Annotated in this window: 20 protein-coding genes; 14 read left to right on the top strand and 6 right to left on the bottom strand. The window is 67.4% G+C overall.

The window, feature by feature from the left end; all coding sequences use genetic code 11:
- Positions 1–139: 139 nt before the first annotated feature.
- A complete protein-coding gene (locus HF886_RS08300; RefSeq protein ID WP_169652029.1) occupies positions 140–1,822 on the bottom strand; it encodes a class I adenylate-forming enzyme family protein in 1,683 nt (560 codons plus the stop codon).
- A 240-nt stretch (positions 1,823–2,062) separates the two neighbouring features.
- Between HF886_RS08300 and HF886_RS08295 the strand changes: the two genes are divergently transcribed.
- From HF886_RS08295 to HF886_RS08265, 7 genes are all read left to right on the top strand, one after another.
- On the top strand, positions 2,063–2,896 hold the full coding sequence (locus HF886_RS08295) for a MaoC/PaaZ C-terminal domain-containing protein (protein WP_169652028.1): 834 nt from the start codon (positions 2,063–2,065) through the stop codon (positions 2,894–2,896).
- A 115-nt stretch (positions 2,897–3,011) separates the two neighbouring features.
- Positions 3,012–4,691, top strand: a complete 1,680-nt coding sequence (locus HF886_RS08290) for an AMP-binding protein (RefSeq protein WP_169652027.1) — start codon at positions 3,012–3,014, stop codon at positions 4,689–4,691.
- A gap of 7 nt (positions 4,692–4,698) precedes the next feature.
- On the top strand, positions 4,699–5,082 hold the full coding sequence (locus HF886_RS08285) for a nuclear transport factor 2 family protein (RefSeq protein WP_169652026.1): 384 nt from the start codon (positions 4,699–4,701) through the stop codon (positions 5,080–5,082).
- Between the two features lie 150 nt (positions 5,083–5,232).
- Complete coding sequence (locus tag HF886_RS08280) at positions 5,233–6,393, top strand: Rieske 2Fe-2S domain-containing protein (protein ID WP_169623104.1); 1,161 nt, start codon at positions 5,233–5,235, stop codon at positions 6,391–6,393.
- A 23-nt stretch (positions 6,394–6,416) separates the two neighbouring features.
- The gene (locus HF886_RS08275) at positions 6,417–6,674 is read left to right on the top strand and encodes a hypothetical protein (protein WP_169623129.1); all 258 of its coding nucleotides are present in this window, start codon (positions 6,417–6,419) and stop codon (positions 6,672–6,674) included.
- Positions 6,675–6,706: 32 nt separating this feature from the next.
- Positions 6,707–7,510: an SDR family NAD(P)-dependent oxidoreductase gene (locus HF886_RS08270; RefSeq protein WP_169623105.1), complete on the top strand. Its 804-nt coding sequence runs from the start codon at positions 6,707–6,709 to the stop codon at positions 7,508–7,510.
- Positions 7,511–7,631: 121 nt separating this feature from the next.
- On the top strand, positions 7,632–8,060 hold the full coding sequence (locus HF886_RS08265) for a GNAT family N-acetyltransferase (RefSeq protein ID WP_169623106.1): 429 nt from the start codon (positions 7,632–7,634) through the stop codon (positions 8,058–8,060).
- Between the two features lie 79 nt (positions 8,061–8,139).
- Here the strand turns inward: HF886_RS08265 and HF886_RS08260 are convergent, their stop codons facing one another.
- Both HF886_RS08260 and HF886_RS08255 read right to left on the bottom strand, forming a co-directional pair.
- The gene (locus HF886_RS08260) at positions 8,140–9,489 is read right to left on the bottom strand and encodes an MFS transporter (RefSeq protein ID WP_296550238.1); all 1,350 of its coding nucleotides are present in this window, start codon (positions 9,487–9,489) and stop codon (positions 8,140–8,142) included.
- 244 nt (positions 9,490–9,733) lie between these two features.
- Complete coding sequence (locus tag HF886_RS08255) at positions 9,734–10,879, bottom strand: 12-oxophytodienoate reductase (protein WP_169623130.1); 1,146 nt, start codon at positions 10,877–10,879, stop codon at positions 9,734–9,736.
- Between the two features lie 242 nt (positions 10,880–11,121).
- On the opposite strand from HF886_RS08255, the gene HF886_RS08250 reads away from it, so the two are divergent.
- From HF886_RS08250 to hsaA, 5 genes are all read left to right on the top strand, one after another.
- Entirely contained in the window at positions 11,122–12,009 is an 888-nt protein-coding gene (locus tag HF886_RS08250) for an IclR family transcriptional regulator (protein ID WP_169652025.1), read from the top strand.
- A gap of 87 nt (positions 12,010–12,096) precedes the next feature.
- A complete protein-coding gene (locus HF886_RS08245; protein WP_169623109.1) occupies positions 12,097–12,972 on the top strand; it encodes an alpha/beta fold hydrolase in 876 nt (291 codons plus the stop codon).
- A gap of 159 nt (positions 12,973–13,131) precedes the next feature.
- Positions 13,132–14,310: an acyl-CoA dehydrogenase family protein gene (locus HF886_RS08240; protein WP_169623110.1), complete on the top strand. Its 1,179-nt coding sequence runs from the start codon at positions 13,132–13,134 to the stop codon at positions 14,308–14,310.
- Between the two features lie 29 nt (positions 14,311–14,339).
- The gene (locus HF886_RS08235) at positions 14,340–15,263 is read left to right on the top strand and encodes a VOC family protein (protein ID WP_169623111.1); all 924 of its coding nucleotides are present in this window, start codon (positions 14,340–14,342) and stop codon (positions 15,261–15,263) included.
- 27 nt (positions 15,264–15,290) lie between these two features.
- On the top strand, positions 15,291–16,460 hold the full coding sequence (gene hsaA, locus HF886_RS08230; RefSeq protein WP_169652024.1) for a 3-hydroxy-9,10-secoandrosta-1,3,5(10)-triene-9,17-dione monooxygenase oxygenase subunit: 1,170 nt from the start codon (positions 15,291–15,293) through the stop codon (positions 16,458–16,460).
- On the opposite strand, the gene HF886_RS08225 is transcribed toward hsaA, so the two are convergent.
- A complete protein-coding gene (locus tag HF886_RS08225; RefSeq protein ID WP_169652023.1) occupies positions 16,457–18,031 on the bottom strand; it encodes an FAD-dependent oxidoreductase in 1,575 nt (524 codons plus the stop codon). The two genes, hsaA and HF886_RS08225, sit on opposite strands and share 4 nt — an antisense overlap.
- A gap of 166 nt (positions 18,032–18,197) precedes the next feature.
- On the opposite strand from HF886_RS08225, the gene HF886_RS08220 reads away from it, so the two are divergent.
- The gene (locus tag HF886_RS08220) at positions 18,198–19,667 is read left to right on the top strand and encodes an FAD-dependent oxidoreductase (protein WP_169652022.1); all 1,470 of its coding nucleotides are present in this window, start codon (positions 18,198–18,200) and stop codon (positions 19,665–19,667) included.
- A 10-nt stretch (positions 19,668–19,677) separates the two neighbouring features.
- Here the strand turns inward: HF886_RS08220 and HF886_RS08215 are convergent, their stop codons facing one another.
- The gene (locus HF886_RS08215; protein ID WP_169623115.1) at positions 19,678–20,193 is read right to left on the bottom strand and encodes a flavin reductase family protein; all 516 of its coding nucleotides are present in this window, start codon (positions 20,191–20,193) and stop codon (positions 19,678–19,680) included.
- 273 nt (positions 20,194–20,466) lie between these two features.
- Between HF886_RS08215 and HF886_RS08210 the strand changes: the two genes are divergently transcribed.
- Positions 20,467–21,090: a TetR family transcriptional regulator gene (locus tag HF886_RS08210; protein WP_169623116.1), complete on the top strand. Its 624-nt coding sequence runs from the start codon at positions 20,467–20,469 to the stop codon at positions 21,088–21,090.
- Positions 21,091–21,167: 77 nt separating this feature from the next.
- Here the strand turns inward: HF886_RS08210 and HF886_RS08205 are convergent, their stop codons facing one another.
- Positions 21,168–22,295 carry an acyl-CoA dehydrogenase family protein gene (locus HF886_RS08205; protein ID WP_169652021.1) on the bottom strand — a complete coding sequence of 376 codons (1,128 nt, stop codon included), beginning with the start codon at positions 22,293–22,295 and terminating at the stop codon, positions 21,168–21,170.
- Position 22,296: the final 1 nt, after the last annotated feature.

The following is a 22,296-nucleotide window of genomic DNA, read 5'->3' as shown; positions in this document are numbered from 1 at the left end:
AAGCAGTTCGGTGTGGAGACGATGTGTGTCGGTGGTGGTCAGGGTATGGCGATGGTGCTCGAACGCCTGAGCTGATCCCCTGACGCCGACGTCCGGGTGGCTCCTACTACGCACGCCGCAGCAGGAGCCGCCCGGGCGTTCACATTTCCGGACCGTGCGTACCGCGCCAGCCCTTACGGACGATCTTTCCGGTGGAGTTGCGGGGCAACAGATCATGGGTCAGGCGCCACCGCGTGGGTACCTTGAAATAGGCGAGGTGCTCGGCGGCGAACTTGGTCAGATCCTCCTCGGTCACCGTCGTTCCCGCGACGAGCACGACCACCGCGACGACTTCCTGCCCCCAGTCGGCGTGCGGTGCTCCCGTCACCACGCACTCGCGCACGGCAGGATGCTGGGCAAGCACTCGTTCGACCTCGGAGGGATAGATGTTCTCGCCGTTCTGATGGATCAGATCCGCACGCCGGCCGACCAGCCGGAGCCGGCCCTTCTCGACGACCCCGAAATCGCCGGTCCGAAGCCAGCGGTCCGGCGTGATCGCCTCGGCGGTAGCCTTCTCGTCGTCCCAGTACCCGATCATGACGAATGGACTGCGGACGCATACCTCGCCGACGTGGCCGTCGGGCAGCCATTCGCCGTACTGATCGCGGATCTCGAGGCTGACGGTGATGATCGGGACGCCGACGGTACCCGGATGCTTCTCGAGTTCCTGTGCGCTGGCCACCGCGATCGATGTGCTGCATTCGGTGATGGAGTAGCTGTCGACCATCGCGTGCCGTCCGAACGGGAGTTGCTCGCGCAGGCGCTGTTTGAACTCCGGTGTGGACGGTTCCGAGGACAGGGTGAACCGTGTCAGCGACGTCAGGTCGTACCGGTCGAGGTCCTCGTCTTCGAGCATGCGTGCCGCCATCGACGGCACGGCCAGCCAGTGCGTCACCTGTTCGCGTTCGATGAATTCCAGGACACGGTGGACGTCGAACCATCCCTGGTTCATGATCACGGTGCTTCCCATCGCCAGCCGCGGCACGATCGTGTTGTGCAGGCTCGTGATGTGGAACATCGACGACGTGAGCAGGTAGCGGGCATCGGACGGGGCCGAGCGGTCGTACGTTTCGCCTGTCCAGATCGTGTGGATCGCTTCGGTGTAGCGCTGATAATCGACGACGGCCAAGAGATTGCGCTGAGAGTGCAACGCCCCCTTGGGGTCCCCGCTCGTACCGGAGGTGTACAACAGGACTGCCGGGTCGTCCTCGTCGATTCGCGGGGGCGGTGGCTGCCGGCCGTCGAACTCGGCGATCAGTGCGGGCAGATCCGTCTCGACCGACAGCACCACCGTGTCGCTCGGGGCGATCTTCGCGACCGCCTCGACACGCGGAGCATCGACGAAGACGATGCGCGGGCGGGAATGGCGGATACCGAACTCCAGTTCCGGTTGCACCCACCATGCGTTGAGCCCGACCGTGATGGCGCCGAGAGCCTGGGTCGCCCAGAACACGGTGACCCACTCGGGTCTGTTGGCCGACAGGATGGCTACCCGGTCGCCCGCACGCACGCCGTATCTCTCGCGCAGCGCGGCGGCGAGGGCATAGGACTCCCTCGCGTTCTCGTCGAAGGTGATGCGGCGGTCGGCCGTGACGAGATACTCGCGATCACCCCAGACGAGCGACTGCGACAGCAGATCCGCCACCGCGCGGTTCCGTTTACGCATGACCGGCATCGAGGTACCGAGGACCTCGTCCATCACGATCTCGAACTCGCCGCCGGGCCCGGTGAGCCGGGAGATGAGTTGGTCCAGGAAGGGGAAGGGATCCGACGGAATGCTCATCGTGCACCGCCGAGTCCGGATCGCGTGGCGGTCCGGCTCGGACCGGTCGTCGCCGACGACCGGTGAGTCGCCGGTGATCCTGCACGCTGCACGAATGCCCCTCCTCGTGGATCGGATCGCAAGAATCTCTCACGCCGATGAACGCCCTGTTCGAATGTACCGGTCAGTGGGATGCTCGGTGACCCCCGCTACAGGGGGTGCCTAGCGTGCGATCAGCACGCTCGGAAAGGACACGAAACGATGCCCGCACACGATGCAACCACGACCGACACGCCGACCCCGGCAACCTGGCGCGGTGCCGAACTCGGCACCCGCACGGTCACCTATGACGAGCGCGACGCGATTCTGTATGCGCTCGCTGTGGGGGCTCGCGCCACAGACCTCGACCTCGTCTTCGAGGACCGCCTCCGGGTGCTGCCGACTTTCGCTCTGACCTTGGCGCAGTGGGCGCCGGATGCGCTGGGATCGCTCGGTGCATTCGATACGAAGACCGCACTCCACGGCTCCCAGCAGCTGGACGTTCTCAGCCCGCTTCCGAAGTCCGGCAGCATCGCGATGACGGCGCGGGTCGGGGACGTGTGGGACAAGGGCCGCGCCGCAGTCTTCGAGGTGGTGGTGGAAAGCGAGTACTTCGTCGCCACATGGTCGCTGTTCGCGCCGGGAGCGGGCGGATTCGGCGGGGACCGCGGTCCGTCCGCCCCCGCGCAACCGGACGGCGAACCCGACTCGACCGCACTCCTCACCACCCACGCGGAACAGGCCGCGCTGTACCGGCTCACCGGCGATCGCCACCACATCCACATAGATCCGGACGCCGCAGCCGGGATCGGACAGCCGCGGCCGATTCTCCACGGACTGTGCACGCTGGCCGCGACGACTCTGCCGCTCGCGCAAGAGCTCGGAGCACACCCCGCAGATCTCGTCGCGTTGTCCGGTCGGTTCGCGGCCCCGGTCTTCCCCGGCGACACCGCCGAGATCCGCGCCTGGGGCGCGTCGTCCGAGGTGCGGTTCGACGTCACCACCGAGGCAGGAGCAGTGCTGTCGGGAGGACGCGCGGTCTTCGCCCAGAGCTAGAAGCCCTCGCGTGCGCTCCCGCTGGCCGGGAATCCGGCGCGGCGCCGCGTGAGCGTCTGTTGTGATCGGACTGCCCGTGATGGCCCCATCGCTCGTGACTATCTGGAGGTATGAGTTGGACACGTTCGCCGAAGTAGTGCGAGCTCGCCGCGGCGACGCCAAGGTGGGACTGCGCTTCGAGGACCAGCGCTGGACCTGGGACGAAGTTGTCCAGGAAAGTGCCGATCGTGCCTCGGCGCTCGTGTCGACCGTGCCACTGCCCGAGGGACGGCAACGCCACATCGGAGTGCTTCTCGAGAACGTTCCGGACTTCGTGTTCTGGATCGGCGCGGGAGCACTCGCCGGTGCCGTGGTGGTGGGGATCAACGCCAGCCGAAGCGGCCCGGAAATCGCCCGGGACGTCCGGCACGCCGACGTCGACCTGATCATCACCGAGTCGCGCCTGGCGCATCTCGTCGCCGGCACCGACCACGGCCTGCCCGCCGAGAAGATCCTCGACGTCGACAGCCCGCGATACCGCGCGTTCCTCGAACCGTTCCGTGGTGCCCAGCTTCCCGAGACCCGGCCGTCGCCGGACGACATCGCGCTGCTGTTGTTCAGTTCGGGTTCGACCGGCGCTCCCAAGGCGGTCGTCGTCAGCCAGGGCCGGCTCGCCCGGCTGTTCGGGCCGCTCTCGGAACGCACGCACATGCGCCGCGACTCGGTCACGTACCTGTGCATGCCCCTGTTCCACGGCAACGCCCTGATGCTCAACCTCGGTACCGCGATGAGCGTGGGTGCGACCGTGAGCATGATCCGGAAGTTCTCCGCGAGCCGCTTCGCCGACGACATCCATCGCTACGGTGCGACCTTCGTGAACTACGTCGGGCGCGCGCTCGCCTATGTCCTCAGCCGTCCCGAAGATCCGCGCGACCGGGACGGAACACTCGAAGTGGCATTCGGGACCGAAGCCTCCGAAGTGGACGTCGCCCGGTTCTCGGAGCGCTTCGGCTGCACCGTCATCGAGGGGTACGGCTCGAGTGAAGGGGTCTTCCGCATCAACCGCACTCCCGATACCCCGACCGGTTCGCTCGGAGTCGCGGTGGGCGCCGTCGACGTGCGGATCCTCGACGAGGTCACCGGCGAGGAATGCCCGCCGGCCGAGTTCGACGACACGGGCCGCCTGATCAACGGTGAAGCGGTCGGGGAGATCGTCGCCCGCAACACAGCCCACACCTTCGAGGGTTACTACAAGAATCCCGGCGCGATGGCGGACCGGATCAAGGGGAACGATTTCTGGTCCGGTGACCTCGGTTATCGCGACGCCGACGGGTTCTTCTACTTCGCGGGCCGGTCGTCGGACTGGCTGCGGGTCGACAGCGAGAACTTCTCGGCCGCTCCGGTCGAGCGGGTTCTGCATCGGTGCCCCGGAATCCTCTCCGCGCCCGTCTTCGCTGTTCCGGACCCCGCCACCGGGGACCAGGTGATGTGCGCTGTCGAACTGGACCCCGGATCGGTGTTCGACCCGGCAGCATTCGGCGCGTTCCTCGCCGAGCAGCCGGATATGGGTGACAAGTGGTGGCCACGCTTCGTCCGGGTGACCGACCACATCCCGCTCACCGGCAGCAACAAGGTGGACAAGGCGCCTTTGCGTGCGGCCGCCTGGAACACCGACGACACGGTGTACGTACGTGTCGCGCGTACGGCGGAGTACGTGCCCTTCGACGACGACGCACGCGCGCGTCTCGAGGCCGAATTCGCCGCGAACGGCAGGGCTGCGCTGCTCCCCGCGCCGGCGCCCGCGCAGAGCGTCTGAGGCCGCCATGAACCAAGAGATCCCGGGCCCCGACCGCATTCGCGCCACCGTCGCCGAGTACCTGCGGCGGATCGAGGCGTCGTCCGCAGCCGGCATAGCCGACCTCTACACCGACACTGCGACCGTCGAGGACCCCGTCGGCAGCGACGTGCGCACGGGACGCGACGCGATCCTCCCGCTGTATGCGGGACTCGAGCACTCGCGCAACTCGACGGAACTGCTCACCCTGCGGATCGCAGGCAACGAAGCGGCCTTCCACTTCCGGGTGACCTCGGAGGTGGACGGGACCGAGTACGTCTTCGAACCGATCGATGTCATGACCTTCGCCGACGATGGCCGGATCGCGTCGATGCGCGCGTTCTGGTCGGCGTCCGACACCCGGAGTTCGTGAGTCCCGCCCAGTGAGACGCCGGGATTGGGCGTGACGGTGATCACCTAGCGTCAGGATCATCGAAGCGGCGAGACCCCGACCGGCACAACACGTGCCGATTTCCGCCGGTGTACCCCCGTACTTCCCAATCCCCCGAAAGGACGGACGACCGTGAGCCTGGGCACTTCCGACACCACCGAGGTCCGCGAGATCGTCGCGGGCTCCGCTCCTACCCGTTTCGCGCGCGGCTGGCACTGCCTCGGCCTCGCCGAGTCCTTCAAGGACGGCAAGCCGCACTCCGTGGAGGCTTTCGGCACCAAGCTCGTCGTCTGGGCGGACACCGCAGGCGAGCTCAAGATCCTCGACGGCTACTGCCGTCACATGGGTGGCGATCTGAGCCAGGGCACCGTCAAGGGTGACCAGGTTGCGTGTCCGTTCCACGACTGGCGCTGGGGTGGCAACGGCCGCTGCACCAACATTCCGTACGCCCGCCGGGTTCCGCCCATCGCGAAGACGCGCGCGTGGCACACGCTCCAGCAGGACGGTCTGCTGTTCGTGTGGAACGACCCGCAGGGCAACCCGCCGCCGGCGGACGTCACGATCCCCCGGATCGAGGGCGCGCTGAGCGACGAGTGGACCGACTGGGTCTGGTACCGGACCGAGGTCGACACCAACTGCCGCGAACTCATCGACAACATCGTCGACATGGCGCACTTCTTCTACGTGCACTACTCCTTCCCGACGTACTTCAAGAACGTCTTCGAAGGTCACGTGGCCAGCCAGTTCATGCGCGGCAAGGCGCGCGAGGACGCCCGTCCGCACGCCGCGGGCCAGCCGCGGATGCTCGGCAGTCGCTCGGACGCGAGCTACTTCGGGCCGTCGTTCATGATCGACGACCTGGTCTACGAGTACGAGGGCTACGACATCGAGTCGACCCTCATCAACTGCCACTACCCGGTCTCCGAGAACAAGTTCGTGCTGATGTACGGAATGATCGTCAAGAAGTCCGATCGCTTCGAAGGCGACGAGGCACTGAAGGTCGCGCAGCAGTTCGGCAACTTCATCGCCAAGGGCTTCGAGCAGGACATCGAGATCTGGCGCAACAAGACCCGCATCGACAACCCGCTGCTGTGCGAAGAGGACGGCCCGGTGTACCAGCTTCGCCGCTGGTACGAGCAGTTCTACGTCGACGTGGACGAGGTGAAGCCGGAGATGACCGACCGCTTCGAGTTCGAGATGGACACGACGCGCCCGGTTGCTGCGTGGATGAAGGAAGTCGAAGCCAACATCGCCCGCAAGGCACTCGAGGAACAACCCACCAGCGCGGGGTAGGAGTAGTAACGATGGAGAACCGGATGGAACCGCTGCGGTGTGCCGAGTGCTCGGCGCAAGTGCTGGTTCAGAAGAACAGCTGGGAGCACACCTCCATCCAGTGGAACGCCGACGCGCGCCGGCGCTGTCCTCAGGTGCAGGACGACGCCGGCCGCGACGGCCGCCCGGGTGCCCCGCGCATGGCGTGCACCCGGCTCGCGGAAACCATCACACGCGCGGCGGCGTCGGGCGTCCTCGACGTCTACGACGACGCGCCCGTGCCAGCACCTGTTGTCCAATGAAGCTTCGACCCGACCACTCCGGAGGATCCGCGATGACCGAACCCCTCAACCTCGATCGTGCACAGTACGGCCCGTGGGCCGTGATCGCCGGAGGATCGGAGGGTGTCGGCGCCGCCTTCGCTGACGAATTGAGCCGTGCTGGATTCGATCTCGTGCTCATCGCACGGAAGCCCGGACCGCTCGAGGAGACCGCGGACCGCGCCCGCGAGAACGGCGTACAGGTACGCACTCTCGCGCTGGATCTGCTCGCCCCCGACGCAGTCGACGAGATCCGCGCCGCAACAGCGGATCTCGAGGTCGGACTGTTCATCTTCAACGCCGGAGCGAACAGCTACGGACACGAATTCGTTACCGGAGACCTGGACGGATTCCGCGGCGTGATCGACCTGAACGTGCACCGGCAGGTGGAACTTGCCCATCTGTTCGGCGCACCGATGAAGGAGCGGGGCCGCGGCGGGATCATGCTGCTCGGCTCGCTCGCCGGTTACATGGGTTCGGAACACCAGAGCATCTACTCGGCGTCGAAGGCGTTCAGCCGGGTGTTCGCGGAGAGCCTGTGGCTCGAACTGAAGCCCTACGGCGTGCACGTCGTCGAACTCGTCCTCGGTGTCACGCGCACCCCCGCGATGGTGCGCGCCGGACTGAACTTCGATGTCCCCGGCATGCGTGTCTCGGAGTCGGAAGATGTTGCACGCGAAGGCCTCGAACATCTCGAGGACGGTCCGGTGTGGATCGCGGGCGGAAACTACGACGCAGCGGTGAAGCGCAGCGGATTCCCTCGTCGCGAGCTGGTCGAAGGAGCAGCGAAAGCGATGCGTGCCCTGATGAACCGCTGACAGAACTGTCGACTCCCTCACCAGGGATGACTGCCCCTTCCCGCCCTGATCGCAGGGCTGGACGGGGCTTTCTGCGTGCGGCACTGTAGTCGCGAGCACAGTGCTGGAAGGGGGGCGATCCATGAGCATCGTCGTCGACAATCGACTGTCGGAGGACGAACTGTCCCGTGTCCTGGATTTTCTGACCGGCGACGCCTACTGGAACAGGTGGCGGTCGCGCGATCGGATACGGCAACAATTCGAGAGTGCCTGGAAGATCTACGCCGCGAGGGAGCCGGACTCCGGGCAACTGCTCGGCGCGGTCCGGGTGTCGTCCGACGGTGTCGCCTACGGGTACATCGCAGACGGATTCGTCTTCCCGGAGCATCGGGGCGACGGCGTCGGGAGCGCCGTGCTCGAGTGCCTGCTGTCGGATATCGACGCAGCAGACTTCCGGTGGATGCTGCATACGGAGGATGCGCAGCCGCTCTACTCCCGGTTCGGATTTGTTGCCTACGGCCCGACATACATGGAACGCCCGAGTAGACACAGTCGGCCGGCCTCTGGATGAACGCACTGCGCGCCCGGGCGGAACCGGGCGCGCAGGGTGCCTCCTCATGCCGGGAGGAAACGAGAAGACGTCGGATGGGTCAGGAGGCGACTGCGTCCGGGACGCCACGGGGAATCATCACGGTGAGCGCGATCGCGATGAACGCCAGTACCAGGAACATGACGCCGATCATGTTCAGGCCACCGATCGGAGTGGCCGCGAACGCGAGCAACATGGTGGCGACGGACGTGCCGACACCCTGCCCTGCGGTACGCAGCACCGCATTCGTGCCGGTCGCCTCGCTCGTGTTGCGTTCGGGCACGGCCTCGACGATGAGGTTCGGCAGGGCGGTGTAGGCGAATGCGGTGGCGACCGACACCACCACGACCATCGCGGTCATCGCCACGACCGAATTGTGAGCGGTCATCATGGTCACGGTGCTGGCGACGAAGAGAATGCTGCCGATCAACATCGATACGCGGGACCCGACGGCCGCCGAGATACGGCCGCTGAGGGGTGTGCACGCGAAACCGAACATCGACCCGATGAAGGACAACCAGCCCGCGTGCGTTGCGCTCAGGCCCAGGCCGAAGCCGTCCGACGTGGGTGTCTGCATGATGATCGGGATGATCATGGTGGCGACGCCCATCGGTCCTGCGGCGATCGCGACCGTCGCGAGCATCGTCAGCGAGAACTTGCGTCCGGCGAAGAGGCGCACATTGATGATCGGTGACGGCACGCGCAACTCCCACCGCACGAGCAGAACGAGTACGACGGCGCCACCGACGATCAGGCCGAGGGTCCGGCCGTCGGCCCAGCCCCAGGCCTGCGACTTGTTGACGCCGAGGAGGATCGCAGCGACGGATGCCGCGAATGTCACCGCTCCGACGTAGTCGATTTTCTCCTTCGTGCCGGTCGGCGGCCGCCACGGCAGGACGAACCACACGAGCAGAATCGCGAACACCGAGTACGCGGCAGCGACGACGAAGATCATGTGCCAGCTGGCGTAGTCGATGAGCAGCCCCGCGACCAGCAGTGACGCCGAACCCGCCGCAACGGCGGATCCCGAGATCAGCGCGACGGCGACGGGAACCTTGCCCGACGGAAGGTGCTCACGTGCGAGGCCGATGCACAACGGAAGGATCGCGCCGGCAACACCCTGGATGGTGCGGCCGACGATGATGCTGGTGAGACTGTCGCCCGCGGCGCTGATGATGGAACCCACCGCTGCGACCACCAGAAGAACGATCAATACCCGTTCACGTCCGTACATGTCGCCGAGGCGGCCACAGACCGCGGCAGATGCGGCCGCGACGAGGAGGAACGAGGTGACGGCCCAGCCGACGGTCGACGCGTCGCTGTCGAAATCCGTGATGAGCGTGGGGATCGCTGCGAACATCATGGAAGTTTCGAAAGCGCTGATGATCTCGACGGCGATCAACACCGCCACGATTACCCAGACGGGTTGCCTGCGGTCGAATCGTCCTCGGCCGGAAGTATGTTCGGGCTCCCGGTGGGATAGCTCGTTAGCGTATGACGTCACTGCGCATCCAGACTCTCGGCGGCCCGTCGTGGCCCGCGGGGTTTCCTCACTCCAGTCGGGAGTGGTGCGCATCACTTTCTAGATGAGGTAACAAACTCTCCGAGTTGTGTTCCCGCTCATCGAGACTGCCGACGTCTCCGGTGCACCGAGATCAGAGCAGTGCCGCCTCGTGGACGGTGCGGTCGAATTCCGGCAGCGCCGCGCCGTTGCGCAACGTCGTCGCGAGCGTGGGATCGGCGAGATGAAGTCGCCCGATGGCGATCAGATCGAATTCGTCCCTGCCCATCCGGCTTTCGAGTTCCGGAAGGTTGTCTCGGACGGGAGCGCTGCCCTGGGTGCGGCTCTCGCGCAGGGTTGCGCCGATGCCGACGCTTCCGACCGCCATGGACACGGCGCCCGTGACCTTCTTGGCCCATCCGGCGAGGGTGAGGTCGCTGCCCTCGAACGCGGGCAGATCGAAGCGGCGGATGCTTGCGTCGAACACGTCCACGCCGGCGTCGGCCAGCGGCGAGAGGACGGCCTTCAGCTCGTCCGGCGTGTGCGCGATCTTGGCTTCGTAGTCCTGTTGCTTGTGCTGCGAGAATCGATAGAAGATCGGCAGGTCCTCACCGATGGTCGCGCGAATGGCTGCAACGACTGCCGCGGGGAATCGGGTCCGGTCTCGGAGGTCACCGCCCCAGCGGTCCTCGCGCAGGTTGGTTCCTTCCCAGAGGAACGAGTCGAGCAGGTAACCGTGACCGCCGTGCAGCGCGACGCCGTCGAATCCGACTTCCTTCGCAGCCGCTGCGGCACGGGAGTATGCGTCGACGACCTGCGTGATGTCCTCGTCGGTCATGGCGCGCGTGGGCTTCGACGCGCGGGCGACATAGTCGGCTCCGTACGAGGTGACGCCGGGTTCTCCCCACACTCCCGACGGCCGCATCGGGGTCAGGGCGGGATCGACATCTGCCGTCATGGCTCCCCACAGCGGCCCGACGTGCCAGAGCTGCGGAATGATCCGGCCGCCTTCGGCGTGGACCGCGTCGACGACGCGGCGCCACCCGTCGAGTGCGGCCTCGCCGTACATGTGAGGCACGCGGGGGTTGTCGACGGCGGTGGGGTGGTCGATCGCCACTCCCTCGGTGACGATGAGTGCCGTGCCCCCGGCGGCACGGCGCCGGTAGTACTCGGCCACGTCCGGTCCCGGTACTCCACCCGGCGAGTGCGACCGCGTCATCGGCGACATTACGATGCGGTTGCGCAGCCGAAGGGAGCGGACGGCGAGCGGGCGGAAGAGAGCGGAGGGGACTTCGGTCATGGCTGTTTCGGCACTTTCGTCGGTGGTCACGCGATTGCCGTGACGACTGCAGGTCGATCGGGCACCTTGCTCTCCGGTTGTACCGGCGCCGCAGATCGGTGGACAGGTTCTTCCTGGTCAGTGGGATGTGCGGGCGGTGTGTGTACTTCGTCACCTTCCGTAGTACCCTTTGGTGCAGACCACAAGAATGAATTTCAGTTTGTCGTTCTGTGGGTTCTGTGCAGGTGAACGAAAGGGTGCCGATGTCAGAGTCCGACCACGCGAAACCGGCCGAGTCCGCGAAGCGCGAGCTTCCCGCGTCGATGGTGGAACGCATGACCCTGATCCTCGATGCCTTCGACGATCGCTCGTCTCGTCTCACTCTCGAAGAGGTCGCGTGCCGCACGCGACTGCCGCGCTCGACCGTTCATCGCATCCTCGACCAGATGGTTCGGCTCGACTGGATCGACCACGCGTCGTTCGGTTACTGCCTGGGCCGGCGGGCGAAGGCCATGACCGAAGGCGACAACGGCCACATCCGGATCCGGGAAGCCGCCGCTCCGCTGCTCTACGAACTCCACATGACCACGGGCATGGTCGCGCACCTCGCGGTGCTCGACGGCGGTGACTGCGTCTATCTCGACAAGATCGGCGGCCAGCTCGCCGCGGCACTGCCGTCCCGTGTCGGCGGCCGGGTTCCCGCCTACGCCAGCGCGTGCGGAAAAGCCTTGCTCGCAGGCCTCGAGCCCGAGCAGGTCGACGACCTCTACGACGAGCGGCTCGCCCGCCGTACCGACCGCACCATCCACGATCTGTCGACTCTGCATCTCGAACTCAACCGCATCCGTAGCCGGCGCGGTCTGGCATTCGAAACCGGTGAGTCCGCGGTCGGGATGGCATGTGTCGGTGCCGCCATTCGGGGACCCGAGGGGCCCATCGCCTCGATCTCCCTGTGCGGTCCCACCCGCGCGGGTCTTCTCGAACGGACCGCGCCGCTCGTCGCGGCGGCGGCCCGCGACGTTTCGCGCGCGCTGTATCCCGAACTGAGCGTTCCCCGGCGGGGCACCCGCACGGCGCGGGTCCCCGCAGAGTCGTGGTCCTCGCACGCCATGGAGCGGCTGCTCGCCACCCAATCGGGGGAGTGGATATAACCCGCCACGACCGACGACCGCCCGGCACGTCCCGGTGACCGGGAGGTCGCGCGCCGCGTGAGGGCCGTCACTGGGAACGTCTCGGATATGACGACCGAATTGAGTTACGACGAGACTGCCAGGACGCTCGAGACCGACCGGGGCACCCTCCGCTACCACGAGGCAGGTGCCGGAGAACCGCTCGTCCTTCTGCACGGGTCCGGCCCCGGAGTCACCGGATGGCGCAACTATCGCGGCGTGCTCGCCGACCTTTCCGAGCACTTTCGGTGCCTCGTCCTGGAGTTTCCCGGATTCGGGGTCAGTGACCCCTGCGAGGGTCACCCGATGGCGATGGCGTCGGTAGCGGTCGCCGACTTCCTCGACGGACTGGGCCTCGACCGGACAGCGATCATCGGCAACTCGATGGGCGGCATCGTCGGTACCCAGTTCGCGATCGCACAGCCCGACCGGGTGAGCAAGCTTGTCACCATCGGCGGCGCAGGACGTTCGGTCTTCGCGCCGGCACCGGGCGAGGGCATCAAGCTTCTGATGGAGTTCACGGACGATCCGACACGCGAAAAGCTCGTCCGCTGGCTGCATTCCATGGTGTACGACCCGGCGATCATCACCGAAGAGCTCATCGAGGAGCGGTGGGCACTGGCCACCGAGCCCAAGACCCTGGAAATCGCGCGTCGCATGTACAGCACCGCGGCATTCGCCGCGGCCGGGCGGGCAGCCCTCGCCTCCGACGCCACCCCCTACTGGGCGCAACTCGGCCGGATCACCGCACCGACCCTGCTCACCTGGGGCCGTGACGACCGGGTCAGCCCGGTCGACATGGCGATGCTCCCGATGCGGGACCTGCGCCGCGGAGAACTGCACGTGTTCCCCAACTGCGGGCACTGGACCATGATCGAGGCCCGCGACGCGTGGCTCGCGACGGTCCTGGCGTTCCTGAAGCGGGACGACGCCACGGCGTCCTGACGGTCTGAACACCCTCGGCCCCGGTCGATCCCGCTCAGTGGAACATTTCCGGAGCACGGCTGCGATCTCTTGAGACCGTAGCCACCACCGGAACTCCGACGCCGCCGGCAGCACATTCGCACGGTGACCGGGCGTCGCCATCAGAAAGCTGGAGACATCATGGGACAGGTCCTCGACTCCCTCGCAGAGTTTGCAGACGAAATCCGGGCGGACGGCGCCGAGGGTGACACGCTCATGCGTCTGACCGACCGCAGTGCCGGACGGCTCCGCGACGCAGGCGTCATCCGGATGTTGCAGCCCAAGGAATTCGGCGGCCTGGAGGCTCACCCGCGAGAGTTCGCGGAGACGGCGATGGCCATCGGCGCGATGGACGGCGCGACGGGCTGGGTCAGCGGCATCGTGGGTGTACACCCCTGGGAGATGGCGTTCTTCGACCCGAAGGCGCAGCAGGAAGTGTGGGGCGAGAACCCCGACACCTGGATCGCCTCGCCCTACGCGCCGATGGGCGTGGCGACTCCCGTCGACGGCGGATACATCCTCAACGGCCGCTGGTCGTTCTCGTCGGGCACCGATCACTGCGACTGGGTGATGATCGGTGCGGCAGTCGGCGACAAGGACGGCAAGCGGGTGTCTCCGCCGAAGAGCCTGCACGTGCTGGTGCCGAGATCCGACTACCGCATCGACCACGAGAGCTGGAACGTCGTCGGCCTGCGTGGCACCGGTTCCAAGGACCTCATCGTCGAGAACGCCTTTCTCCCGGCGTACCGCACACTGGCGGCGGAACGCGTGATGGGCGGCGTGGCGTGGCAGGACGCCGGACGCGAGGAGACGCTCTACAAGTTCCCCTTCTCGTGCATCTTCCCGCTGGGCATCACCTCGTCGCTCATCGGTATCGCCGAGGGCGCCCTCAACTGCTACATCGAGACGCAGCGTGAACGGGTCACCGTCTCCGGAACCGCGATCAAGCAGGATCCGTACGTGCTGTCCGCGCTCGGCAACGCGGCCGCGGAGATCGCCGCCTCGCGTGCCGCCGTCCTCGAGACCGTCGACCGGTTCTGGGATCTCACCGAGCGCGGCAAGGAGGTCACCTTCGAGATGCGTGCCGTCGGCAGGCGGACGCAGACCGCTGCCGCGTGGCGTGCGGTGGCCGCGGTCGACGAGATCTTCGGCCGCGCGGGCGGCGGTGCCCTGCAGTTGAGCAACCCGCTCCAGCGTTTCTGGCGCGATGCCCACGCCGGTCTGAGCCACGCCATCCACGTGCCCGGATCGATCTTCCATGCGGCGACGCTCACCCAGCTCGGTGAGGAACCGCAGGGCATGATGCGCTCGATGATCTAGTTCCACCCCCCAGGCAGGAAAGGACGGACATGACGGATATCCGTGGACTCGGCTATGTCAGGATTCAGACCCGCGACGTGGCTCGCTGGCGTGAACTCGTCGTCGACGGGCTGGGGATGGCCGTCGGCACCGGACCGGAGAGCGACGGGCTCTACCTGCGGATCGACGAGCGGCGCTCACGCCTGATCGTCCTTCCGGGCGACACCGACCGTGCCCTGGCGGTGGGCTGGGAGGTGCGCGACGAATTCGCGCTCCGGCGTGTCCGGGAAGCGGTCGAGAAGGCCGGCATCTCGGTCGAGGTGCTGAGCGAGGAGGAGTCCACGTACCGCGACGCCGAACAGGTCATCGCGTTCGACGATCCGGGCGGCACCCGTACCGAGGTGTTCTTCGGTCCCGTGCTCGACCACAGCCCGCTCGTGACTCCGTTCGGCGGCACGTTCCACACCGGGCCGGAGGGCCTCGGACACGTGGTGCTCCCCTCCGCGATGTTCGCCGAATCGTACGAGTTCTATACCGAGGTACTGGGTTTCCTTCCCCGGGGTGCGACCCGCCTCGGTGGTCTGTCCGCGCCGCCTCCCGTCCGGCGCGTGCGTTTCCTCGGCGTCAACCGCCGCCACCACAGCCTGGCGTTGTGCCCCGCGCCGCCGCTCGGCGCACCGGGTCTGGTCCATCTCATGCTCGAGGTGGACACCCTCGACGCGGTGGGCCAGGCACTCGACCGGATCGGCAAGCTGGGTTTCTCGATTTCGTCGACGCTCGGCCGGCACACCAACGACAAGATGGTCTCGTTCTATGTCCGGGCACCGGGCGGCTGGGACATCGAATTCGGTACCGAAGGCATGCTCGTGGACGAGACCTTCTACACGGCAGAGGAAATCACCGCAGACAGCTATTGGGGACACGACTGGTCGGCGTCCGAACCCCTGGCGGCATTCACTCCGCCGTCGCACTGACGGGGTAGCAGGACGGGAGCGCACTCCATGACGCCTTGCCACGTGCTCGACGCGGTACGGGAACTCGCACCCGGATTGGCGGCCCGGGCCGCGCACATCGACGAGTCGCGCAGGATTCCCGACGAGACGATCGCGGAACTGGTTGCCGCCGGCGTCTTCCGGATGCTGCAACCGCGACGTTACGGTGGGACCGAAACCGACCCCATGCGGTTCTACGAGGTCGTGCGGGCGCTGTCGGCGGCATGTGGGTCGACGGGATGGATCGCATCGGTCGTCGGTGTGCATCCCTGGCATCTCGCGCTGTTCCCCGACCGCGCACAGCACGACGTCTGGGGCCGCGACGAGTCGACGCTCGTGTCGTCCGCGTACGCGCCGGTCGGCAGGCTCCGTCAGGTCGGCGACGGTTACCGGTTGTCGGGGACGTGGATGTTCTCGTCCGGATGCGAGTACGCGTCGTGGGCACTGCTGGGCGGGATGGTCGTCGGCGCGGACGGCAGACCGCTGGATTTCGTCACCGCACTCGTTCCGCGTGACGACTACTCGATTCGCGACGTGTGGAACGTCGTCGGCATGCGGGGAACGAGCAGTAACGAAATCACCGTCGACGACGTGTTCGTTCCTTCGTACCGGGTCGTGCGCAACTTCGACACCGCGAACCTTCGCGGTCCCGGTCAGAAAGTCAATGCCGGCCCCCTGTACCGGCTTCCGTTCGCGTCGCTCTTCGCGACCACCGTCGCCGTGCCGATCGTCGGCGTGGTCGAGGGTTGCTACGACGAGTACCTCGCGGCGATGCGGGAACGGGTGCGGCTGAGCCTCGGTGGCGGGCGGTTCGCCGACGACCCGTTCGCGCAGGTCGCGGTGGGGCGCGCGTCGTCGGAAATCGACGCCGCGGTACTGCAACTCGAACGGAACATCCGGGAACTCTGGCGACTCGCAGAGGCCGGAGACGACATCCCCTTCTCCCTGCGGCTACGAACCAGGCGCGATCAGGTACGAGCCACCGAACGGGCCGTCGAAGCAATCGATCTGCTGTTCAAGACCGCCGGTGGAACGTCCTTGTTTCTCGGCAACGTCATCGAACGGGCGTGGCGCGACGCGCATGCCGGGAGCATGCACGTCGCGAACGAGCCCGAACGCGCCTTCGCCCTGTACGGGAAGGACGCCTTCGGGCTGCCCGTCGAAGACAACCTCGTCTAGCTCTCGGTCACGGCAGCACCGGGGAGCATCGAGTCCGCCTGCGCCATGTGCTGGGCCGCGCGGTAGGCAAACACCATCGCCGTTCCCAGCGGAGTTCCGGGCGCGGGATAGAACCGGCCGCTGAGTGATGCAGCGGTGTTGCCTGCCGCATACAACCCGGCGATCGCCGAACCGTCCTCACGGAGCACCCGCGCATCGGTATCGGTGCGCACCCCGCCCTTCGTCCCGAGATCGCTGAGAACGATCCGGGCCGCGTAGAACGGTGCCTCGGTCAGGGCGGTGAGGGCGCGGTTGGGGTTCTCGCTCGGCGGGCAGAAGAACACGTCGTAGGGGTCTTCACCGCGCGCGAAGTCCTCGTCGACTCCGGTGGCCGCCGAGTCGTTGAAGCGCTCGACGGTCGATCGCAGGGCGTCCGCGTCCATGCCGAGTTGTGCGGCGAGTTCTTCGATGCTGTCGGCGCGCACCCACGTTCCGGCGGCGAGATGATCGTCCGCGCTCGCCTCGGGAATCGACATGGCCGGCAGTACCGGCCCACCTTCACGCGAGTCGAAGATCAGGTACGACGGCACCGACCGCGACACGCCGTGTGCCAGCATCTCCCGCCCGAACCGGTCGTACGGCTGCATTTCGTTGAGGTAGCGCCGGCCGTCCGCGTCGACGAGGACGCCGCCGCGCACGCACACCATGAATGCGCCCGATCCGTCCGGCATCTCGACGCCGGGGCACCACCACGCCTCGTCCGTCAACGCGATCGCGGCACCTGCGTCGGCGGCCGCGACGTGCAGATCGCCGGTGTTGGCACCGCGCGGGCCCATGCTCCACGCCGCGGCACCGGGAGTGCCGTGCTCGCTGCGCATGTCCTGGTTGCCTTCGATGCCGCCGGCGGCGAGCAGCACGCCGCGGGTCGCGCGGAACCGGACGGTTTCCCCGGACTCGGTGAGCGCTTCCACCCCCACGACCCGGTCGTTCTCGACGATCAGCGACCGCACGGCGGTGCCGGTACGCAGGTCCGCGTTGCCGGTGCCCTGCAGGGCAAGGAGTAGCCGTCCGATCAGGGCGCGTCCCGCGATGAGGGTTTCGTCGGGGTGCGGTTCACCGTTGCGATCGAGTCCCGGTTCGGGGCGAATTCGCTCACGGAGAGCACCGATCTGTTCGCTCGGCAGGTCCAGGGCATTGATCGCGCGTCCCACGTCCACACGCCCCGGTGCGGGGTAGTAGTCGGGGAAGGGGCGCCACTCGAATTCGAGGTGCGGGTCGCGCTCGAGGAAGTCGACGAGCACCGGGGCCGTGGTCAGGAACGCTTCCTGACGATCCTTCTCCGCGTCGCCCAGTACGGCCGCGAGATAGGTGCGTGCCGCGTCGGTCGAGTCGCCGAGGCCCGCGCGTTCCTGGACCGTGGTGCCGGGCAGCCACATCGCCCCGCCGGAGTACGACGAGGTGCCGCCGAACAGTCCGGTCTTCTCCAGAACGACGGTGCGCAGACCGGCCGCAGCGGCGGAGTATGCGCCTGCCAGCGCCCCGCCGCCCGATCCGACGACGATGACGTCGAATTCACTGGTGTTGTCCTGCACGGGAGTTGTCCTCTCGGTTGTGGTGGGTGTCGCACCTACGCAAGCGCATGTGCGGCGCTGCGCGTGGGCATGCTCCCGACCAGCGGGATACTCCCGGCCGACCGGTCCGGGTCCGCTTACGGTCCGCAGGAGACCACTGGGCTGTAATGCGGAAGGGGCTGTGCCCATGAGTAGTTCACCGATTCGTCCGATTTCCTCCGAGACCGTCGGCACCTGGGATTTCGAGGCCGACGTCGTGATCGCGGGATACGGCATTGCGGGGGTGTCCGCGGCGATCGGTGCTGCGGAGAACGACGCCGATGTGCTGGTACTCGAGCGCACCGGCGGCGGCGGTGGAGCGGCCGCGTTGTCCGGGGGCATCGTGTACCTCGGCGGCGGCACCCGGGTGCAGAAGGCGTGCGGATTCGACGACACCCCCGAGAACATGAAGACGTTTCTCGCCGAGGCGCTGGGGCCGGGAGTCGACCAGGACAAACTCGATGTCTACTGCGACGGCAGCGTGCAGCATTTCGAGTGGCTCGAAGCGTGCGGGGTCCGGTACAAGGAAAGTTTCTGGTCCCAGCCCGGCTGGGAATGCCCCGTCGACGACTCCCTGATGTACAGCGGGGGAGAGAACGCGGCACCGTTCGACACACTCGTGCCGCCGGCGCCCCGCGGACACCTCGCGCAGGTCCCGATGCCGCGCAACGGCGAGCAGGGAGCCGGGCACGTTCTGATGACCACGCTGATCGGAAAGGCGACCGACCTCGGTGTCCGCGTGGAATCCGACATCCGGGTGCAGCGCCTGGTCGTCGACGGCACCGGCCGTGTCGTCGGTGTGACCGCGACCCGACTCGGACAGGAGATCACCGTCCGCGCGCACGGCGGTGTGGTGCTCGCGACCGGCTCGTTCGCGTACAACGACGAGATGATGCAGGCCTACGCGCCGCGTCTCTACAAGCGGCCCGCCGCGACGGTCGAGGAGCACGACGGTCGCGCCATCCTCATGGCGCAGGCACTCGGTGCGGGACTGGCGCACATGGACGCGTGCGAGGTCGCCTTCTTCTGCGACCCCCAGCTGATGGCCCGCGGCATCCTCGTCAACGGACGAGGACAGCGGTACGTCCCCGAGGACACCTATCCGGGCCGCATCGGTCAGCTCACCATGTACCAGAACGACAACCAGGCGTTTCTCGTCCTCGACGAGGCGGCGTACGAAGAAGGGATGGCAGCGCCGAGTTCGAGCCCGCAGCTTCGCAGGCAGCCGACCTGGGTGTGCGAGAGCGTCGCCGAACTCGAATCGGAGATGGGTCTGCCCGAGGGCACCCTGACCGCCACCGTGGAGTTGTACAACCGGCACGCCGCCGCAGGCACCGATCCGGTGCTCGGGAAGAAGCCCGAATGGGTCAAGCCGATCGGGTCGCCGATCGCTGCGATCGACCTGCGCGGCATGACCGGTGGTTTCACGCTGGGCGGTCTCCGGACATCGGTGGACTCGGAGGTCCTGCACGTCGACGGCGATCCGATACCGGGCCTGTACGCGGCGGGCCGCTGTACCTCCGGATTGTCTGCCGGAGGATATTGCAGCGGGATCTCGCTCGGTGACGGGAGCTTCTTCGGGCGGCGGGCCGGGATCAGCGCCGCCGCCACCGGGTAACCCCGGTCGGTCAGCCGTCGAGGCCGAACGCGCCCCGGTAGAAGACCATCGGACGGTCTTCTGCCGGGCATTCGAGTTCGGTCACGCGGCCGACGACGATGTCGTGATCCCCGGCGACGTGTACGTCGTGGACCTCGGCGTGGACTCGCATGAGCACGCCCGGCAAGGTGGGCGTGCCCCATCGGGACAGTTCCCAGTCGAGACCGTCGAACTTGAGCCCCCGGCTCGAACCGAACCGCCCGCACAGGTCCGTCTGTTCGGCGCCGAGCACGTTGACGGTGAACCGGCCGGCGCGCCGGATGCGTGGCCAGGCCCGGCCCCGGTGATCCGCGCAGAACAGCACCAGCGGCGGTTCGAGCGAGACGGATGCGAACGACTGGCAGGCGAAGCCGACGGGGCCGTCGTCGTCGAGTCCGGTCACCACGGTGACACCCGAAGCGAAACGTCCCATCGCCCTGCGCATCTCGTCGGGAGTGGGTACGTCACCGTCGAACGCACGTTCCTGGGTCAGCGACTGAATCTGCATGTGCCTCACTCCGATTCGATCCCGGGCCGCCTGGGTTCGGCGACGTCCACGAATCCGAGAGTATGGGTGACCTGCGCCACGCCTGAACCGGTTCTCGCTCAGCGGACGTTCACGCGAAATCGCCGCGCCGATCCCTGCGCCCGATGTCTGCCCGCCGGCGGCGGTCCCACTGAGCGAGACCAACGGTGATTCCGGCGACCCGGCTCCCTCGCCCGGGTGGATGCGGGCACGATGGGACAATCTGCACGTCCAATTGCAGGAAGGGGGCCGGCGATGCCGAGGATTGCCAAGGCGCGGGAGGGCGCCGAACCGACATCGGACGTGCAACGCGAACGGCAGGTGCGGATCCTGACCGCTGCCGCCCGTCTCGGTTCCGAACACGAACTCACCCGGGTGCAGATGGCGGAGGTCGCGAAGGACGCGGGTGTCGCGATCGGCACGCTGTACCGATATTTCCCGTCGAAGACGCACCTCTTCGTGGCGTTGCTCCTGAGCCAACTCGAACGCGCGAAGGAACGACTGCCCGATCCACCGCCGGGCGTGGCCCCACCGCAGGCGATCTGCGATGCGCTTGTCGTCATGACGCGCGCGATCGTCGCGCGGCCCCGCCTCGCGTCCGCCATGCTCGTGTCCAACAGCACCGCCTCCGCATCGGTGGTGCCGGATTCGGTCGAGGTGGAGCGTGTCTTCCAGGGCATCGTGCTCGCGCAGGGCGGCATCGAACAGCCCACGGACACAGATCGCGACGCGGTGCGCCTGCTGTCGATGGTGTGGTTCGGCCTGATCCTGGTGCTCTTGAACGGCAGAGTGTCGATCGAGGAGACCGAGACCGACATCCGGCGCGCCTGCGATCTGCTTCTCGTCCACATGGCGGATACGGCACCCGGACCGGTGTGACAACGCCGAAGCCCCGCCGGCCGCGGATGCGGTGGGCGGGGCTTCGGCGCGTCGAGCGGCGACGTGGCCGGGCAGGTCTACCCGGCGGCGCCGATCGACGGCGCGCGGTCGAGGATGTCGCCGAGTGCGGCGGCGCTGGCGTCCGCGCCACCGAGCGTGAAGGCCAACTGGCGCCCCCACAGGAAGTAGCGGTGGATGGGGTAGTCGATGTCGGCACCGATCCCGCCGTGCAGGTGCTGAGCCGTCAGGCCGACACGAATGCCGCCGCGCGCCGCCCACCACTTCGCGACGAGCACTGCGGCGTCCGCCTCCTCTTCGCGCCCGGTGTCGATGAGCCACGCGGCGCGGCGCATCGTCAGACGAATGGCTTCGGTGTCGATGTAGGCGTCCGCCGCGCGCACCGCAACGGCCTGGTTCGTCGACAACGGCCGCCCGAACTGCATGCGCTCGGAGGTGTACGCCGCGGTCATGCGCAGCGATTCCTCACACACGCCGAGCTGGAGCGCTGCGATGGCGAGACGGATCCGCCGACGTGTCCACTCGGTGATCTGCGTGCCGTCACCGGGTAGAACGTCTGCGGCCGCGACGACGACGTCGTCGAAGCGAAGGGCCGCGTCGGCGGTTTGTCCGGTCACGGACACGGGCGTGACCGTGAGGCCCGGCGCGTCGGCGGATGCCACGACGACGGCGACGGACTCGTCGCACAGGACGGGGACCACCACTCCGGCTGCGCCGGGCGCCCAGGGGACGGACGGGATCTCGCCGCTGATCACCAGGTCGTCGCCCTTGCGGATCGCGGTCAGCGCCGCGCTCTCACCGGGGTTGCCGTCGAATGCGCCGGTGAGGACGATCGACCCGTCGACGATCCCGGGGACGTAACGCTCGACCTGTTCGGGTGTGCCGAACCGAGCGAGGGGCAGAGCAGCGCCGGCTACGACGGACCAGACCGGCACCGGCGCGACGCGACGGCCCTGCTGCTGCAGGATCGTCGTCAAACCGAGCATGCCCATGTCCGCGCCTCCGGCGGATTCGGGCAGGGCGAGGCCCAGCAGTCCGGAGTCGGCGAGTGCCTTCCACAGTGTGGCGTCGAAGCCACCCTCGGTCCGTTCCACCTCGACTACCCGTTCGACCGTTGCCAGCGCACCGAAGACCTGCGAGGCAAGGTCCTCGACGGCGATCAGGTCGTCATCGAGCTCGAATTCCATG

This window comes from Rhodococcus sp. 105337 (assembly GCF_012844225.1).
GTDB lineage: Bacteria > Actinomycetota > Actinomycetes > Mycobacteriales > Mycobacteriaceae > Rhodococcus.
This window is presented reverse-complemented; position numbering and strand designations above follow the sequence as displayed.